The sequence below is a fragment of the Marinobacter maroccanus genome (genome assembly GCF_002933275.1).
GTDB lineage: Bacteria > Pseudomonadota > Gammaproteobacteria > Pseudomonadales > Oleiphilaceae > Marinobacter > Marinobacter maroccanus.
Genome location: NZ_PSSX01000002.1, coordinates 156,130 through 173,413 on the forward strand (window position 1 = coordinate 156,130; position 17,284 = coordinate 173,413).

General features: G+C 55.6%; 12 protein-coding genes. 4 read left to right on the forward strand and 8 right to left on the reverse strand.

The window, feature by feature from the left end:
• Positions 1–15 precede the first annotated feature (15 nt).
• From KEHDKFFH_RS03270 to sdhC, 5 genes are all read right to left on the reverse strand, one after another.
• Positions 16–2,853: a 2-oxoglutarate dehydrogenase E1 component gene (locus KEHDKFFH_RS03270; RefSeq protein ID WP_104320602.1), complete on the reverse strand. Its 2,838-nt coding sequence runs from the start codon at positions 2,851–2,853 to the stop codon at positions 16–18.
• Between the two features lie 312 nt (positions 2,854–3,165).
• Positions 3,166–3,870, reverse strand: coding sequence for a succinate dehydrogenase iron-sulfur subunit (locus KEHDKFFH_RS03275; RefSeq protein ID WP_104320603.1), 705 nt, complete (start codon positions 3,868–3,870; stop codon positions 3,166–3,168).
• A 14-nt stretch (positions 3,871–3,884) separates the two neighbouring features.
• A complete protein-coding gene (sdhA, locus tag KEHDKFFH_RS03280) occupies positions 3,885–5,657 on the reverse strand; it encodes a succinate dehydrogenase flavoprotein subunit (protein WP_008174382.1) in 1,773 nt (590 codons plus the stop codon).
• A gap of 3 nt (positions 5,658–5,660) precedes the next feature.
• Positions 5,661–6,005 carry a succinate dehydrogenase, hydrophobic membrane anchor protein gene (gene sdhD, locus KEHDKFFH_RS03285; protein ID WP_104320604.1) on the reverse strand — a complete coding sequence of 115 codons (345 nt, stop codon included), beginning with the start codon at positions 6,003–6,005 and terminating at the stop codon, positions 5,661–5,663.
• Positions 5,999–6,373 carry a succinate dehydrogenase, cytochrome b556 subunit gene (gene sdhC, locus KEHDKFFH_RS03290; protein WP_064228094.1) on the reverse strand — a complete coding sequence of 125 codons (375 nt, stop codon included), beginning with the start codon at positions 6,371–6,373 and terminating at the stop codon, positions 5,999–6,001. Before sdhC ends, sdhD begins: the two co-directional genes overlap by 7 nt.
• A 477-nt stretch (positions 6,374–6,850) precedes the next feature.
• Between sdhC and gltA the strand changes: the two genes are divergently transcribed.
• Positions 6,851–8,125, forward strand: coding sequence for a citrate synthase (gene gltA, locus KEHDKFFH_RS03295; protein ID WP_104320605.1), 1,275 nt, complete (start codon positions 6,851–6,853; stop codon positions 8,123–8,125).
• A gap of 116 nt (positions 8,126–8,241) precedes the next feature.
• Positions 8,242–9,114 carry an NAD(P)-dependent oxidoreductase gene (locus KEHDKFFH_RS03300; RefSeq protein ID WP_104320606.1) on the forward strand — a complete coding sequence of 291 codons (873 nt, stop codon included), beginning with the start codon at positions 8,242–8,244 and terminating at the stop codon, positions 9,112–9,114.
• 55 nt (positions 9,115–9,169) lie between these two features.
• On the opposite strand, the gene topA is transcribed toward KEHDKFFH_RS03300, so the two are convergent.
• From topA to fadB, 3 genes are all read right to left on the reverse strand, one after another.
• Positions 9,170–11,812 carry a type I DNA topoisomerase gene (topA, locus tag KEHDKFFH_RS03305; protein ID WP_104320607.1) on the reverse strand — a complete coding sequence of 881 codons (2,643 nt, stop codon included), beginning with the start codon at positions 11,810–11,812 and terminating at the stop codon, positions 9,170–9,172.
• A gap of 272 nt (positions 11,813–12,084) precedes the next feature.
• Entirely contained in the window at positions 12,085–13,260 is a 1,176-nt protein-coding gene (gene fadA, locus KEHDKFFH_RS03310) for an acetyl-CoA C-acyltransferase FadA (protein WP_062784509.1), read from the reverse strand.
• Between the two features lie 33 nt (positions 13,261–13,293).
• Positions 13,294–15,441, reverse strand: a complete 2,148-nt coding sequence (gene fadB, locus KEHDKFFH_RS03315) for a fatty acid oxidation complex subunit alpha FadB (RefSeq protein WP_104320608.1) — start codon at positions 15,439–15,441, stop codon at positions 13,294–13,296.
• A gap of 436 nt (positions 15,442–15,877) precedes the next feature.
• Between fadB and KEHDKFFH_RS03320 the strand changes: the two genes are divergently transcribed.
• Positions 15,878–16,696, forward strand: coding sequence for a hypothetical protein (locus KEHDKFFH_RS03320; protein WP_104320609.1), 819 nt, complete (start codon positions 15,878–15,880; stop codon positions 16,694–16,696).
• A 155-nt stretch (positions 16,697–16,851) separates the two neighbouring features.
• Positions 16,852–17,283: a universal stress protein gene (locus tag KEHDKFFH_RS03325; protein ID WP_104320610.1), complete on the forward strand. Its 432-nt coding sequence runs from the start codon at positions 16,852–16,854 to the stop codon at positions 17,281–17,283.
• The last annotated feature ends 1 nt before the right edge of the window (position 17,284 follow it).

Here is a 17,284-nt window from a genome sequence, read left to right on the forward strand (position 1 = left end):
TAGTTCGGTAGCTCGTCAAATTTCAAACGCGTCGTTAACCAGTTTCTTCTGCTCTTCGATGTGGACAGACATATGGCCACAGGCAGGAGCAGCCGAAGCGTCACGACCGGCATACTGAAGGTACAGCTTGGGATTCTTGCGATGCAGTGCATTACGCATGTGATGCTGACTGCAGTACCAGGCACCCTGGTTCATCGGTTCTTCCTGACACCAGACAACGTGCTTGAGCTTGGTGTACTCGCTCAGGAGTTCGTCAAGGTCGTCTCCGGGGAAAGGATATAGCTGCTCGATCCGAACGATGGCGACGTCATCGCGCTCGTCAGATTTCTTCTTCTCCAACAGATCGAAATATACCTTGCCAGAGCACAGAATCAGGCGGGTGACTTTCTTCGGATCGGACGGCTCTTTCTCCGGCAGCACGGTCTTGAAGGTACCTGAGGTCAAGTCATCAAGATCAGACGTCGCTTCCTTGTGCCGCAACAAGCTTTTGGGCGTGATCGCTACCAGCGGCTTACGCAGCGGGCGCTTGACCTGGCGACGAAGCATGTGGAATACCTGGGACGGCGTGGTCGGCACGCAGACCTGGATATTATGCTCGGCACTCAGCTGCAGGAAACGCTCAAGGCGAGCGGAACTGTGCTCCGGGCCCTGCCCTTCGTAACCATGGGGTAACAGCAGGGTCAGACCGCACAGGCGTCCCCACTTGTGCTCACCACTGGTCAGGAACTGGTCGATCACGACCTGGGCGCCGTTGGCGAAGTCGCCGAACTGCGCTTCCCACACTACAAGGCCATCAGGCGCGGTGGTGGCGTAGCCGTATTCGAACGCCATGACGGCTTCTTCCGACAGCAGCGAGTCGTAAATTTCGAATTTCGGCTGGTCTTCCGACAATTGCTCAAGGGCAATATGAGTCGAGCCGTCTTTCTGGTTGTGCAACACGGCGTGGCGGTGCGAGAAGGTGCCGCGACCGACATCCTGGCCGGTTATGCGAATCGGATGCCCCTCATTGAGCAGCGTTGCATAGGCCATGACTTCACCGTAGCCCCAGTTAATAGGCAGAGCACCGGCGGTCATTTTCTCACGGTCGGAAACAATCTTGGAGACCTGGCGCTGGATACTGAACCCTTCAGGGACCGAGGTCAGTTTCTTGCCCAACTTCTGGATGGTCTTCAGCGCAACACTGGACTTGCACTTGGCAGTCCACTCGTGACCGAGGTACGGAGTCCAGTCAACGTACAGTTCTTTGTTGGGCTCCTTGACCAGGGATTTGACCACGTGCTCGCCATTGTCCAGGGCGTCACGGTAGTCGTTCTCCATCTGCTTGGCTTCTTCCTCGGTGATCACACCGGCTTCCACCAATTGATCCACGTACAGGTTGCGGGTGGTCTTCAGCTTGCGGATCTTCTCGTACATGACCGGCTGGGTTGCCGCCGGCTCATCCGCCTCGTTGTGGCCGCGACGACGATAGCAGACCAGATCGATCACCACGTCGTTCTTGAATTCGTTGCGGTAATCCATGGCCATCTGCGTCACGAACATGACCGCTTCCGGGTCGTCCGCATTCACATGCAGAATCGGCGCCTGGATCATCTTGGCCACGTCGGTGCAGTATTCCGTGGACCGCGCATCTTCCTGCTTGCTGGTGGTGAAACCAACCTGGTTGTTGATGACGATATGAATAGTGCCACCAACGCCGAAACCGCGGGTCTGGGACATCTGGAAGGTTTCCATTACCACGCCCTGCCCGGCAAATGCCGCGTCGCCGTGCATGATAATCGGAACAACCTTGGTGCCCTCGTCATCGTTACGGCGGGTTTGACGAGCCCGGACAGAGCCCTCAACAACCGGTGAAACAATTTCCAGGTGCGACGGGTTAAACGCCATCGCCAGGTGAACTTCGCCGCCCGGAGTCATCACGTTGGATGAGAAGCCCTGGTGGTATTTCACGTCACCGGAGCCGGAATCGGCGAGCTTCTTGCCTTCGAATTCGTCAAAGAGCTCCCGCGGATTCTTGCCCAGGGTGTTGACCAGAACGTTCAGGCGACCACGGTGAGCCATGCCCAGGACAATTTCCTTGGCACCGTAGGAACCGGCGCGCTGAATCAGCTCGTCGAGGCAGGGAATCAGCGTCTCGCCACCCTCAAGACCAAACCGTTTCACGCCCGGATAACGGGATCCCAGGTACTTTTCAAGACCTTCGGCAGCCGTCAGGCGCTCAAGGATGTGCTTACGGGTGCTATTTTCGTAGGCAGGACGTGACCGAACCGGCTCCATGCGTTGCTGGAACCAACGCTTAATGCGGGTATCGACCACATGCATGTATTCAGCGCCGATGCTTTCGCAGTAGGTCTGGCGCAAACCATCGACAATGTCTCCGAGTTTCATGGTCTCGGAGCCGAGGTTCAGGGAGCCGGTCTGGAATTCCAGATCGCGATCAGAGTCGGATAGCTCATGAAATTCGGGATCCAGGTCTTCAACCTTGGGACGCTGCCATACGCCGAGCGGGTCCAGCTTCGCTTCCTGATGACCGCGGAAGCGGTAGGCGTTAATCAGCTGGAGAACACGAATCTGCTTTTTGTCCGCATCAGACGTTGCACTGGCGGGAACGCCGCCGCTGGCAAGAAAGCGCTGATTACGGGAAATGTGTTCAAACTGTTCGCGGATGGAAGAGTGGACAATGTCACGGCCCTTGTAGCCATCGACACTGGGAAGCTTGTCAAAATAGCTGCGCCACTCTTCGGGAACGGCATTGGGGTCTGTCAGGTAGGTTTCAAAAAGCTGTTCAACATAGGCGAGATTTCCACCCTGCAGGTGGGAAGTCTGCCATAACTGCTCCATTATGCTTTCGTGCATCTTGAATAGCTCACCTTGGGCTGGTGCGGGGAGCCCGATATGGTCGGCCAGGGGTATTTCTCAGTCAATACGGGTTTTTACGGGATCGACTTTGGCCACCACACCCGACATGGATGTTTTCCATTCCCCGGTGGTTTTTATACTCAGCAAAACAGGGAGAAAACTTTATAAGTTCCCGCCACGGCTTGCGTAGTGTGCACCCGGGTAAGACTTTTGACTATAAGCCTTTGGTTGAAGGCCCCGCAAACTTGCGAGGCCTTCCGGGTACTAACCTGATCAGAACAGTATAGCGTCTGTCGCAAATCCTGCTGCTTAAGTCGCCCTTTGCAGCAGAAGATTCCGAATGTGGCCGATAGCCCTTGTGGGGTTGAGGCCTTTCGGGCAGACACTGACACAGTTCATGATGCCCCGGCAGCGAAATACACTGAACGGGTCATCAAGGCTGGCAAGTCGCTCGTCCTGGGCGGTATCCCGGCTGTCCGCCAGGAAACGGTAGGCCTGCAGCAGGCCGGCCGGGCCGATGAACTTGTCCGGGTTCCACCAGAATGAAGGGCAGGAAGTGGAACAGCAGGCACAGAGGATACACTCGTACAGGCCGTCCAGCTTCTGGCGGTCTTCCGGAGACTGCAGCCGCTCGATTGCCGGAGCAGGCTTGTCGTTGATCAGATAAGGCATGACCTTTTCGTACTGCTTGTAGAAAAGGCTCATATCTACGACCAGATCACGGATAACCGGCAGACCCGGCAGCGGGCGCAGGACCAGCTTGTCGCCTTTCACCACCTGGGAGACAGGCGTGATACAGGCCAGGCCGTTTTTGCCGTTCATGTTCATGCCGTCGGAGCCACAAACGCCCTCACGACAGGACCGGCGATAGGCCATTGAAGGATCCCGTTCCTTGATCAGGTTCAGTACATCAAGAACCATGAGATCCTTGCCTTCCGGAATTTCGACATCCACGTCCTGCATGTAAGGCGCGTTGTCGGTCTCCGGGTTATAACGATAAAGGCTTACTAACATTTTCGGAGTCCCCCTTAGTAAGTCCGGACCTTCGGCTCGAACTTGTCCACCGTTTTCGGCGCAAAGTTCACATCACGCTTGCCCACACGCTTTTCCAGCGGGAAGTACATGGAGTGCTTGAGCCAGTTCTCATCGTCACGCTCGGTAAAGTCGTTCCTGGCGTGCGCGCCACGGCTTTCCTTACGCTCAAACGCAGAAATCGCAGTAGACAGCGCCACCTCATAAAGGTTGTCCAGCTCAAGCGCCTCAATTCGGGCGGTGTTGAAGGCGTTGCTGGTATCAGCCAGCTTGGTGTTGCGAACACGCTCACCAATCGCTTCCAGCTTCTTGAGACCTTCTTCCATGCTCTTGCCGTCACGGAAAACACCAAAGTAGAGCTGCATGCAGTTCTGAAGATCCTTGCGAACCTCCGCAACGCTTTCGCCCTCGGACGCATTATTCAGGCGATCGAGCCGCGCCATGGCGCGCTTGATGTCATCCTCACTGGCACCATCAACTTCAAAGCCGCCACGCAGCTGCTCTTCAATGTGCAGGCCAGCCGCGCGACCGAAGACAACCAGATCCAGCAGGGAGTTGCCACCCAGGCGGTTGGCACCGTGCACAGATACACAGGCCGCCTCACCACAGGCGAACAGCCCGGGAATCGGCTTGTCTTTGCCATTCTCGTCCTGGGTCAGAGCCTGGCCACCAACGTTGGTCGGAATACCACCCATCATGTAGTGACAGGTCGGCACTACAGGGATCGGCTCTTTAACCGGATCGACGTGCGCAAAGGTACGGGACAGCTCACAGATGCCCGGCAGGCGCAGGTTCAGGGTTTCTTCTCCCAGGTGATCAAGCTTCAGCAGAACGTGATCCTTGTCGGGACCGCAGCCACGGCCTTCCAGAATCTCGATAACCATGGCCCGGGCAACAACGTCCCGACCCGCCAGGTCTTTCGCGTTCGGAGCATAGCGCTCCATGAAGCGTTCGCCTTCGGCGTTGATCAGGTAACCACCCTCACCCCGGCACCCTTCGGTGACCAGCGTGCCGGCACCGTAAATACCGGTCGGGTGGAACTGCCACATCTCCATATCCTGCATCGGGAAGCCGGCGCGCAGCGCCATGCCGATACCATCGCCGGTATTGATCAGGGCGTTGGTGGTTGAGGCATAAATACGGCCTGCACCACCGGTCGCCAGAACGGTCGCCTTGGACTTGATATAGGCGACTTCGCCAGTCTCTACCTCGATGGCAACCACACCAACAACCTCGTCCTTGCTGTTCTTGACGAGGTCTACCGCGTACCACTCGTTCAGGAAGGTAGTACCGCCCTTGATATTGGCCTGGTAAAGAGTGTGAAGAAGTGCATGACCGGTACGGTCAGCCGCGGCACAGGTACGTGCTGCCTGGGTCGGATTATCCGGACCCTTGGACTGGCCACCGAAAGGACGCTGATAGATGCGGCCCTGCTCGGTACGGGAGAAAGGCAGCCCCATATGCTCCAGCTCGAATACCGCCTGAGGGCCTACGGAACACATATACTCAACGGCGTCCTGGTCGGCGATGTAGTCCGAACCCTTTACCGTGTCATACATATGCCAGCGCCAGTCGTCATTCGGATCCGCACTGGCAATCGCACAGGTGATGCCACCCTGGGCAGAGACCGTATGAGACCGCGTTGGAAATACTTTGGTGATACACGCGGTATTGACGCCGGACTCGGTCAGCTGAAGCGCGGCGCGCATGCCGGATCCGCCACCACCGATAACAATCGCGTCAAAGGACATGGTCTTGATATTAGCCATCGATTAAAGCCCCCAAAGAATCTGAATGCCCCAAACCACATAGACGAACATGGTCAGCCCACAAGCTGCCTGCACGATAAACCTGGGACCCATGGCCTTGATGTAGTCCGTAGTTACCGTCCAAAGCCCTACCCAGGCGTGAGCACCAATTGAAAGCAGTGCCATCAGGGTAAAGATACGGAACCAGGTCTGGTCAAAAAGCGCACTCCAAGTCTCGTAGTTGACATTCGAGGTCAACAGGAAACCGAGCAGGAAAATTGTATACAAAGCAAGTACGTAGGCGGTTACCCTCTGGATCAGCCAGTCATAGACACCACTGCGACCCAGGTTCGTGACGCTGTTTACCATACCCAGACTCCTGCCAGAACGATGAGAATGACGGAAACCACAATCGTGATCTTCGAGGCGAGGCGGCCGCTCTCGAGCTCTTCACCAATGCCCATATCCATGAACAGGTGCTTGATACCCGCAACCAGGTGGTACAACAGAGCAGACAAGATGCCCCAGATAATCAGCTTGGCAAGGAAGCTGTCCAGCAGTTCATTTACACGGCTGAAGCCCTCTTCCCCGGACAGGGAAAGCTGAAGTCCGTAAAGCAGGAACGCAACACCAACAAAAATGATGATGCCGCTGATACGGTGCAATATGGACGTAATGGCTGGCAGCGGAAAATGAAACTTGCCGAGATCGAGATTTACTGGTCGTTTGCTATTCACAGCGCTCTCACACTCTCTCTTGGTTCCGCGGGACCGGAAAACCGGATGCGGATGGTTGGTATGTAAGGATCGGCGTGCTGATACGAAACCGGCACACGATTGGCTTGGAAGGAAGAAAACCTCAACGGCAACCCACTATTTACAGGCAGCGGGAGAAGGTTTATCCCCAATTCCGGGCTAGGGATTATAAGGAGTACCCTAACCAATTACAAACCTGCAACATCGCTCAGGCCGCGTATTTCAGGGGGTTAAGCAAGCTATAAGGATGATTGACAAATCCTTTTCTTCCCCAAGCCCACTGTTATTCGGGATATCCCTCATTTACAACGAATGTCAAATTCCGGCTTTTCCCGACTCTTCCATTGACAAAAAAAGCCAACGCCCTATATTTTGCCGCCAGTTTTGCGATAATACGCGCCTTCTAGCGCATCTATAACTGTAGATAAAGCTGTCAAAGCTGATAAATAGGAGAGCACCATGACCGACAGGAAAGCCACGCTCTCGGTGGGGGACAAGTCCATTGAGGTACCGGTTTATTCAGGCACCGTCGGCCCTGACGTTATCGACGTACGAGGCCTAGTCCAGGAAGGCGTTTTCACATACGATCCCGGATTCGTATCCACAGCAGCCTGCGAATCGGCCATTACCTACATCGACGGTGCAAATGGCGTTCTCCTGCACCGCGGCTACCCGATTGAGCAGCTTGCCGAACATTCCGATTACCTTGAAGTCTGCTACCTCCTCCTTCACGGCGAGCTTCCGAGCGCCGAGGAGAACCAGAAGTTCCATGACACCATCAAAAACCACACAATGCTGCACGACCAGATGCGGAACTTCTTCCAGGGCTTCCGTCGTGACGCACACCCGATGGCCATCATGTGTGGTGTGGTGGGCGCTCTATCCGCCTTCTACCACGGCGAAATGGACGTAGCCAGCCAGGAGCAGCGGGAAATCACCGCGCATCGTCTTATTGCAAAAATGCCGACCATTGCCGCCTGGTGCTACAAGTACGCCATTGGCCAACCTTTCATTTATCCGCGTAATGACCTCTCGTACTCCGAGAACTTCCTGCAGATGATGTTTGGCGTTCCCTGTGAGGAATACAAGCCGAACCCGATCCTCGCCAAGGCAATGGACAAGATTTTCATCCTGCACGCGGATCATGAGCAGAACGCTTCAACCTCCACTGTGCGTCTGGCCGGCTCCACCGGTGCCAACCCGTACGCCTGTATCGCCTCGGGCATCGCCGCTCTGTGGGGCCCTGCACACGGTGGCGCCAACGAAGCGGTTCTGGATATGCTGGCCGAGATTGGCGACGAATCCAACATCGAGAAATTCATCGCCAAGGCCAAGGACAAAGACGACCCGTTCCGCCTGATGGGCTTCGGCCACCGGGTTTACAAGAATTTCGACCCGCGCGCCAAGGTGATGGCAGAAACCGCGCACGAAGTTCTGACCGAGCTGGGCCTGGAGAACGACCCGCTGCTGAAGATCGCCCAGCGTCTCGAGAAGATCGCGCTGGAAGACGAATACTTCGTCAAGCGCAAGCTGTATCCCAACGTGGATTTCTATTCCGGTCTAATCCTCAAGGCCATCGGAATCCCCACGTCGATGTTCACGGTTATCTTCGCCCTGTCGCGGACCATTGGCTGGTTCTCGCACTGGAACGAGATGGTAAGCGGCGACTACCGCATCGGCCGTCCCCGCCAGCTCTACACTGGCTCGGATTCCCGGGATTATCCGACGAAATAAATACGATTTTCCGGATAAAGCACGCAAAGGCCGCTGATTCAGCGGCCTTTTTTATGGCGTGCTGTCCGGCTCTTCTGTGCTAACTTAAACCGACAAAAACATAAGAGGAGAAAGCAATGACTACAGCAGCATTTATCGGCCTCGGCGTTATGGGCTACCCGATGGCCGGCCACCTGGCCAAGGCAGGGCTTAAAGTCAGAGTCTGGAACCGGACCTCCGCAAAAGCCGAGCAGTGGGCAAGCGAATACGATGGAACCAGCTGCAGCACCATTGCTGAGGCCGTTACAGGAGCCGACATCGTTCTGACCTGTGTTGGCGCCGATACCGATCTTGAAGCCGTTTACGAAGGCGGAGGGGGCATTCTCGCCAATGCGCCCGAGGGTGCAGTGCTGGTGGACCACACGACTGCTTCGGCCGGCATTGCCGAATATCTGGCCGATGCCGCTCGCCAGAAGAACATGGGATTTGTTGATGCGCCCGTGTCGGGCGGCCAGCAAGGCGCCGAGAACGGCAAGCTGACCATCATGTGCGGAGGATCCGAACAGGACTACGCCAAGGCCGAGCCGGTCATGGAACATTATGCCCGGGCGCTCAACCGAATGGGGCCGGCTGGCAGTGGCCAGAAAACCAAGATGGTAAACCAGATTGCCATTGCCGGTCTGGTGCAGGGTCTTTCAGAAGCGCTGCACTTTGCCGAGCAGGCCGAACTGGACGTAGCGAAGGTGGTGGACGTGATTTCCAAAGGCGCAGCCCAGTCCTGGCAGATGGAAAACCGCTCGGGAACCATGATTGCGGGGGAATTCGAGCACGGCTTCGCCGTTGACTGGATGCGCAAGGACCTGGGGATTTGCCTGGAAGAGGCAAGAAAAGTGAACGCGTCTCTACCGGTTACCGCACTGGTGGATCAGTTCTATGCGGATGTGCAGTCTATGGGCGGTAAACGCTGGGATACATCCTCTCTTATCCAGAGACTGAGGAAGTTCCGGTAAGGTTTTGAAGTAGAGGCCAGATGAAAGCTTTCATCTGGCCTCTACTTCATGACAATTACTTTTTCTTGTCCTGCGGCTGCCACTTGCCGTTCACATACCACGCTGACCAGCCAGTCGCCTTGCCCTCTTTTTCGGACATGACGTACTGCTCCTTACTCTTGCGGCTGTAACGGATAACCGTCGGATTGCCTTCTGGGTCCCGCTCGGGTGCGTCCATCAGGTAATCGTATTTTGGATCGATCTCCTTCCGGTGGGGTTTGATCTCCATCACCAGGGGCGGCCGCGTTTCCCGGTTTTTCGGGAACTTGCTGGCAGCCAGGAACAAGCCGGACGCACCATCCCGAAGAACGTAAGTGTCATCAACCTTCTGGCATTGAAGCTCCGGCATAGGCACCGGGTCCATCTTGGGCGGGGCTGGCTCGCCATTTTTCAGGAGCTTACGAGTATTCTTGCACTCGGCATTGGTGCAACCGAAATACTTTCCGAAGCGCCCCGTTTTCAGTTGCATCTCGGAGCCGCACTTATCGCACTCCAGGGTCGGGCCATCGTAGCCCTTGATGCGGAACGTGCCCTTTTCAACCTCGTAACCCGAGCAATCAGGATTGTTACCACAGACACGCAGCTTGCGGGTCTCGTCAACCAGGTAACTGTCCATGGCAGTGCCACACTTGGGACAACGCCGTTTCTTGCGCAGCAGACGGGTTTCACCCTCACCTTCCACATCATCGTCAGCGCTGACCACTTCGTCGCCGGAAACCAGGTTAATGGTAGTCTTGCAACGCTCCTTCGGTGGCAGTGAATAGCCGGAACAACCCAGGAAGACACCGGTGCTGGCCACGCGAATCTGCATATTCCGGCCGCAGCTCGGGCATGGGATATCGGTTTCGGTGGGCGTATTGGCACGCATGCTGCCGTCTTCACCACTCTCGGCTTTTTCCAGTTGTTGCCGGAAACGGCCGTAAAAATCGTTCAGGACTTTCTTCCACTCGACATCGCCTTCGGCAATCTCATCAAGCTCGTCTTCCATCCTCGCGGTGAAGTCGAAGTCCATCAGGTTCGGGAAAGATTCTGACAGGCGCTCGGTAACAATCTCGCCCATCTTCTCGGCATAGAACCGGCGGTTCTGCAGCCTTACGTACCCGCGATCCTGAATCGTGGAAATGATCGAGGCATAGGTAGACGGCCGACCAATGCCCTGTTTTTCAAGTTCTTTTACCAGACTTGCCTCAGTATACCTGGGTGACGGTTTGGTAAAGTGCTGACTGGGATCCAGCTTCTTGAGATCCAGTACTTCATCCACCTTGATATCGGGCAGAGCGATGTCTTCATCTTTCTTGGCGGCCTGGGGAGCCGCTTTAAGGAAACCGTCGAACTTGATGATCCGGCCCCGGGTACGGAGCTCGTAATCGCCGTTGGCCACCACAATGGACGTGCTCAGGAATTCGGCATCGGACATCTGGCAGGCAATAAACTGGCGCCAGATCAGGTCGTAGAGCTTTTCGGCATCCTTCTCAAGACCGCTGATATCCGCCGGGCGACGGCTGACTTCGGTCGGACGAATAGCCTCGTGGGCCTCCTGGGCGCCCTCTTTACTTCCGTAAACACGTGGCTTCTCCGGCAGGTATTTGTCGCCAAACTGCTTCTCGATGTAGGTTCGGCAGCTGCTAACCGCATCCTGACTCAGGTTAGTGGAGTCGGTACGCATGTAGGTAATGAAACCGGCCTCATAAAGACGCTGGGCGAGCATCATGGTCTTCTTGACGCTGAACCCCATCCGGTTACTTGCCGCCTGTTGCAACGTGGACGTAATAAAAGGCGCTGAAGGGCGTGAACGCGTGGGCTTGTCTTCCCGCTTGGCAACCTTGAAAGTGCCCGCTTTGAGGCGGTTGACGTGCTCGGTGCTCTGCTGCTCATTGACCGGTCGGTAAGGCTTGTCATCATGCCGGGTCACCTCAAAGCGAACCGGCTGATCCGCCTTCGCAGACGCGAGATCAGCGTGCAACTGCCAGAACTCTTCCGGAATAAACTTCCGGATCTCCCGCTCCCGCTCCACGATCAACCGCACGGCAACTGATTGCACACGGCCGGCTGACAGGCCTCGGGCAATCTTGGCCCAAAGCAGTGGCGATACCATATAGCCGACAACCCGATCGAGGAAGCGACGAGCCTGCTGTGCATTCACCCGGTTGTTGTCAAGATTGCCGGGATCCTTGAAGGCTTCCTGAATGGCGCGCTTGGTGATTTCGTTGAACACCACGCGCCGGTATTTCTCTGGCTCGCCTCCAATGGTTTGCTGAAGGTGCCAGGCGATAGCCTCCCCTTCACGGTCCAAATCCGTTGCCAGATAGATATGGTCTGCTGATTTGGCCAGCCGTTTGAGTTCGCTGACCACCTTCTCCTTGCCGGGAAGGATCTCGTAACGTGCACTCCAGTCCTGATCAGGGTCGACACCCATCCGGGCGACCAGCTGTTCGCGGGCCTTGCGCTTTTTGTGCACCGCCTTTTCTTCGGGGCTCATCTTCCGGGTGAGCGCGGCCTGCTTGGCACGCTCTTTGGGATCGGACTGGGATCCACTGCCACTGACGGGAAGATCACGAATATGCCCGACGCTCGATTTGACGATGAAGTCAGAGCCCAGGTACTTGTTGATGGTCTTCGCTTTCGCTGGTGACTCGACAATTACGAGACTTTTACCCATATCGGAGTTCTGTATCCTTGGCGATAAATCGGTCAATTAATCAGCAAACCGTAAACTCGCTGTAAAATCAGTCGGCTAGAAAACACACATACGCCGCCAATCTGTATAGGCTCACTGTTTTACAGGGTCAAGAATAGCAAGACAACCCATTCTTTGGTTTCAATCCTGCTTTTTTTCACATTCTGGAAGCCTGTCCAGGCCGCCGATTGAAACAGAAAGGCCCGGCATTTGCCGGGCCTTCTGAAACCGCGTACTGAAAACCGCTTAACGGATTACAGACGCTCCCAGACCGTCGCAATGCCCTGGCCCAGACCGATACACATGGTGGAAACACCAAGCTTACCGCCTTTGGCCTGCATTACATTCAGCAGGGTTGTGGAGATACGTGCACCGGAGCAACCCAGCGGATGGCCAAGGGCAATCGCGCCGCCGTTCAGGTTCACTTTCTCTTCCATAACGCCCAGCAGCTTCAGGTCCTTGAGGACAGGCAGGGACTGGCCGGCAAAAGCCTCGTTCAGTTCCCAGAAGTCGATGTCTTCGACTTTAAGGCCTGCACGCTTCAGGGCTTTCTTGGTGGCAGGCACCGGGCCATAGCCCATGATCGCGGGATCGCAACCGGCAACGGCCATGCTGCGGATCTTGGCAATCGGCTTAAGCCCCAGGGCTTCAGCACGCTCTGCGGACATCAGCACCATTGCAGCCGCACCGTCGGTCAGCTGGGAGGAAGTACCAGCAGTCACGGTACCGTTCTTCGGATCGAACGCTGGCTTCAGCTGACTCAGCGACTCGGCAGTGGTCTCGGGACGAATGGTCTCGTCTTCCTCGATCAGCACCTTGAAGCCATTCTCGTCGTGACCTTCAATCGGCACGATTTCGTTCTTGAAACGGCCTTCTACGGTCGCTTCATGGGCCAGGCGGTGGGAACGAGCACCGAATTCGTCCTGCTGCTCACGGGTAATCCCGTGCATCTTGGCCAGCATTTCCGCGGTCAGGCCCATCATGTTGGACGCTTTTGCGGAGTACTTGGAAGCAGCCGGGTTATGGTCGAAGCCTTCGGTCATGGGTACGTGCCCCATATGCTCGACACCACCTACGAAGAACACATCACCGTTACCGGTCATGATGGCCTGCGCTGCAGTGTGAATCGCACTCATGGCCGAACCACACAGACGGTTCACGGTCTGCGCTGCAGACTCGTGGGGAATGCGGGTCAGCAGGGAAATCTGACGCGCCACGTTGAAGCCCTGCTCCTTGGTCTGGTTTACACAGCCCCAGATAACATCTTCAACTTCTTTCGGGTCGAGCTTCGGGTTGCGCTCAAACAGTGCTTCGATCAGATTGGCGGACAGGGTCTCTGCACGCACGTTCCGGAAACAACCGTTTTTGGCACGACCCATCGGAGTCCGCACGCAATCGACGACGACAACGTCTCTCGGATTAAGGCTCATAGATCTTTCTCCGTTCGGAAATCTCTTTCAGGGTTAGCCAAAGAACTTTTTGCCAGTCTTGGCCATTTCACGCAGCTTCTCGGTCGGGTGATAAAGAGCACCAAGGTCTGCAAACTTGTCTGCCAGTTCGACGAACTTGTCCACACCCATGTCGTCGATATAGCGCAGGGCACCACCCCGGAACGGCGGGAAGCCGATACCGAAAATCAGGCCCATATCAGCATCTGCCGGATCTTCGACAATGCCGTCTTCCAGGCAGCGAACGGTTTCCAGACACAGAGGAATCATCATGCGGGCGATGATGTCTTCTTCGCTGAATTCGTTCTTACCCTGAACAACCGGCTCGAGCAGCTTGTAGGTCTCTTCATCGACAACCTTCTTCTGCTTGCCCTTGCGGTCCAGTTCATACTTGTAGAAGCCCTTTTCGTTCTTCTGTCCGTAACGGTTGTTATCGAACATCACGTCAATGGCGGTTGTGCCTTCGTGCTTCATGCGATCCGGGAAGCCGTCTGCCATCACTTCACCGGCGTGCTTGCCGGTATCCATGCCGACAACGTCAAGCAGGTAGGCAGGGCCCATCGGCCAGCCGAACTTCTCCATGACCTTGTCAACGTGCTGGAAGTCAGCACCGTCACGCACCAGACCGATAAATCCGCCGAAGTACGGGAACAGAACGCGGTTTACCAGGAAGCCCGGGCAATCGTTGACAACGATCGGGGTCTTGCCCATGGCCTTGGCGTAAGCCACGGTGGTCGCGATCGCACGATCACTGGTCTTTTCGCCACGAATCACCTCAACCAGCGGCATCATGTGTACCGGGTTGAAGAAGTGCATGCCGCAGAAATTTTCCGGACGCTTCAGGTTCTTCGCCAGCAGATCGATGGAGATAGTAGACGTGTTGGAGGTCAGGATGGTGTCCTCGCGAACCGCGTCTTCGGTTTCACGAAGAACTGCGTCTTTTACCTTCGGGTTCTCAACAACGGCTTCGACTACCAGATCGACGTTCTTGAAGTCGCCATAGTTCAGGGTCGGCGTGATGCTATTGAGCACGTCGGCCATCTGATCCGGCTTCATCTTGCCCTTTTCAACGCGCTTGGCCAGAAGCTTCTTGGCTTCCTTCAGACCCAGGGCGATACCGTCCTGGTTGATGTCCTTCATGATGATCGGCGTGCCTTTCAGGGCAGACTGGAAGGCAACACCGCCACCCATGATACCTGCGCCGAGTACTGCGGCCAGGTTCACATCATTGGCTTCTTTCTCCCAGGCCTTGGCCTTCTTCTTGAGCTCCTGATCATTCAGGAACAGGCCAACCAGGCAAGCCGCAACGTTGGTCTTGGCCATCTTGGCGAAGCCTTTGGCTTCCACTTCGATTGCCTTGTCGCGGGTCATACCGGCATGCTTCTGCATGACCTTGATGGCCTCAACAGGAGCCGGGTAGTTCTTGCCAGCCTTGCCGGCAACAAATGCCTTGGAGATCTCGAATGCCATCATGCTTTCCATGGCATTGAGCTTGATCTTACCCTTCTTCTCTTCGCGACGAGCTTCGTAATCCAGCTTGCCTTCGTTGCACTGGTTGATAATGCCAACAGCAGCGTCAACCAGTTTGTCTGACTCGAGCACGGCATCCACAGCACCGACTTTCAGCGCAACATCTGCACGGTTCTCAGTGCCACCACTGATCCACTCAACCGCATTGTCGACACCCACCAGACGGGACAGACGCACGGTACCGCCGAAGCCAGGGAAGATGCCCAGCTTCACTTCCGGAAGACCGACTTTGGCCTTCTTGTCCATCACCCGGTAGTCGGTTGCCAGGCACATTTCGAAACCGCCACCCAGCGCCATACCGTTGATCGCGGTAACTGTGGGGAACGGCAGATCTTCAACGGCGTTAAAGACTTCGTTGGCCTTGAGGTTGTTGGCTACCAGATCCTCTTCCGAGCCCGCAAACAGCTCGGTGAATTCGGTAATATCGGCACCAACAATGAAGCTGTCCTTGGAGCTGGTCACTACCAGACCCTTCAGGTTCTTCTGCGCTTTAAGTGCGTCAGTCGCGGCGCGGAGCTCTTCGATAGTAAGACGGTTGAACTTGTTTACTGACTCGCCCTGCAAGTCGAAGTTCAACTGAGCGATCCCGCCTTCGATCTCTTTAACCGTGATGGCTTTACCTTCGTAAATCATCAACTGATCTCCAGTCTGTGTTTGGAACTGCTTCCAGCCGAGCGGTACTTTTTGATTCACCGGCGCGGCTGTTTGTGCAGCGAGATTTCGGTCACTGCCCGATCATCCGATCCAAAAATTCATACAGTCGTTTGAATCGTGAGGGCACACGATGAAAAAAAACGGCGCATTTGTCAATTTGTTTCTTTCAGGAGGGCTGCAAAAGTCCCCAAATTGCCGGGGGCAACCGAAAAAATTCGAGCGGAATTGTTATGTTTCAGTGAACTGGAAGCCACTGCTCAGGGAAAACCGGAACTTCGTCACGCAAATTTCAAAGTTATTTACATTTACGGGCGACAACGCCGCCAAAACTGCTTGATTGGCTGACGCAGTTACTTTACCTTCGATCTACGACTTTGGTCCACAATAATAAAACCGCATTACGGAGACCCATCCGATGAAAGACGCTAACCTGCGGATACGTTCCCTTGTAGCCGCGCTTATTCTTCTTGCACTAACGTCCATGGGTGCCCGCGCCCAGGACAGCGCCGACGGATTTCTCTCCGACCTTCATAGTTTCCGGGTCAGCAACTACATGGCTCTGGATGCCTACTACCGTTTCAGCGGAACCGGGGATACCGATACCCTGAACGAGATTGTACAGGGCATCAACTCGGCCAATGACTCCATGAATTCCATTGCTGGCAGCGATTCCGGCGTACTGTCTGCCGAGGAAGTAGAAGGGCTCAACCAGGAGTTTGATAAATTCAAGAACCTGATGCGCGACAACATCAACGATGTGCGCAATCAGGGTTATCCAGACCTGCGCCTGGTCTCTGATATGGCCAACCAGGCGCTGACCATGAACGAGAAAGCCACCGAACTGTACCGGGTGGCCCAGGAAAGCTCCCAGACCGATACCAATCCGAGGGTTGAAGCCGCCCGTTTGGCTGCTGTAAAGATGGCCCAGATGATGGCCAAGTACTCGGTCAGGACCAACTCCTCAGTTGCCCAGACCTTCCAGGGCTCTTCTACCGAAACACCGCTCGACGAGCAGGCCCGGGAGCTGGATCAATTGCTGGCGTCCGTTATACAGGGCCAGGGAACACCGGAGCTTAAAGCAGCACTTAACGATATCTCATCCAAGTGGCAGTTCATTCGCGGATCGTACATCAACTACAACGAAAACAACGTAGGCTTTGTGATCGACCGGTACTCCAAGGGCATCCTCAAAGGCCTGGCCACAACGATTGAACTTCTTCAGGGTAACGCCTGAACACCTGCCCTCCTCTTCTGGCAGGCGTAATTGCCTGCCGGAAAAGCAGTTTTCCGTCCCCGTTTTTGATACCTGTCAGTTTCCCGCTACACTTTCCCGACCGGTTTTAAGGTACTATTCTCAGAACAATACCCCGTGTGCGAAGGAGCGATACGATGTCTGCCTATAAAAAGATGCTTGTTGCCATTGATCTCACCGAAGAGGCCCCGCAGGTGCTGAATAAGGCAAAAGTCCTGAGCGAGGCCCACGGTGCCGAGCTGATGCTGGTCCACGTGGTTGAGCCTGTTGGGTACGCCTATGGTGGCGATATCCCGATGGACCTGACGGAACTGCAGGACCAGCTCGATAAAGCGGCCCGCGAACAGTTGGGAACTTACGGCGATCAGTACGGTGTGGCAAAGAACAATCAGGTGGTGACAGTCGGGCGTCCGGAGTCGGAAATTCACAGGCTCGCCAAGGAGCAGGAGGTGGATCTGGTGATCGTCGGTAGTCACGGGCGAAAGGGTTTCCAGCTATTGCTGGGCTCAACCGCTAACGGGGTCCTGCATGGAACCGAATGCGATGTTCTGGCCGTTCGTATTCATTAAC

What these genes read in the sequence shown, in the direction of transcription:
- KEHDKFFH_RS03325 (WP_104320610.1), top strand. Translation starts at nt 16,852, where the DNA reads ATGTCTGCCTATAAAAAGATGCTTGTTGCCATTGATCTCACCGAAGAG.
- fadA (WP_062784509.1), bottom strand. Translation starts at nt 13,260, where the DNA reads ATGAGCCTTAATCCGAGAGACGTTGTCGTCGTCGATTGCGTGCGGACT.
- sdhD (WP_104320604.1), bottom strand. Translation starts at nt 6,005, where the DNA reads ATGGTAAACAGCGTCACGAACCTGGGTCGCAGTGGTGTCTATGACTGG.
- gltA (WP_104320605.1), top strand. Translation starts at nt 6,851, where the DNA reads ATGACCGACAGGAAAGCCACGCTCTCGGTGGGGGACAAGTCCATTGAG.
- KEHDKFFH_RS03320 (WP_104320609.1), top strand. Translation starts at nt 15,878, where the DNA reads ATGAAAGACGCTAACCTGCGGATACGTTCCCTTGTAGCCGCGCTTATT.
- sdhA (WP_008174382.1), bottom strand. Translation starts at nt 5,657, where the DNA reads ATGGCTAATATCAAGACCATGTCCTTTGACGCGATTGTTATCGGTGGT.
- KEHDKFFH_RS03300 (WP_104320606.1), top strand. Translation starts at nt 8,242, where the DNA reads ATGACTACAGCAGCATTTATCGGCCTCGGCGTTATGGGCTACCCGATG.
- topA (WP_104320607.1), bottom strand. Translation starts at nt 11,812, where the DNA reads ATGGGTAAAAGTCTCGTAATTGTCGAGTCACCAGCGAAAGCGAAGACC.
- fadB (WP_104320608.1), bottom strand. Translation starts at nt 15,441, where the DNA reads ATGATTTACGAAGGTAAAGCCATCACGGTTAAAGAGATCGAAGGCGGG.
- KEHDKFFH_RS03270 (WP_104320602.1), bottom strand. Translation starts at nt 2,853, where the DNA reads ATGCACGAAAGCATAATGGAGCAGTTATGGCAGACTTCCCACCTGCAG.
- KEHDKFFH_RS03275 (WP_104320603.1), bottom strand. Translation starts at nt 3,870, where the DNA reads ATGTTAGTAAGCCTTTATCGTTATAACCCGGAGACCGACAACGCGCCT.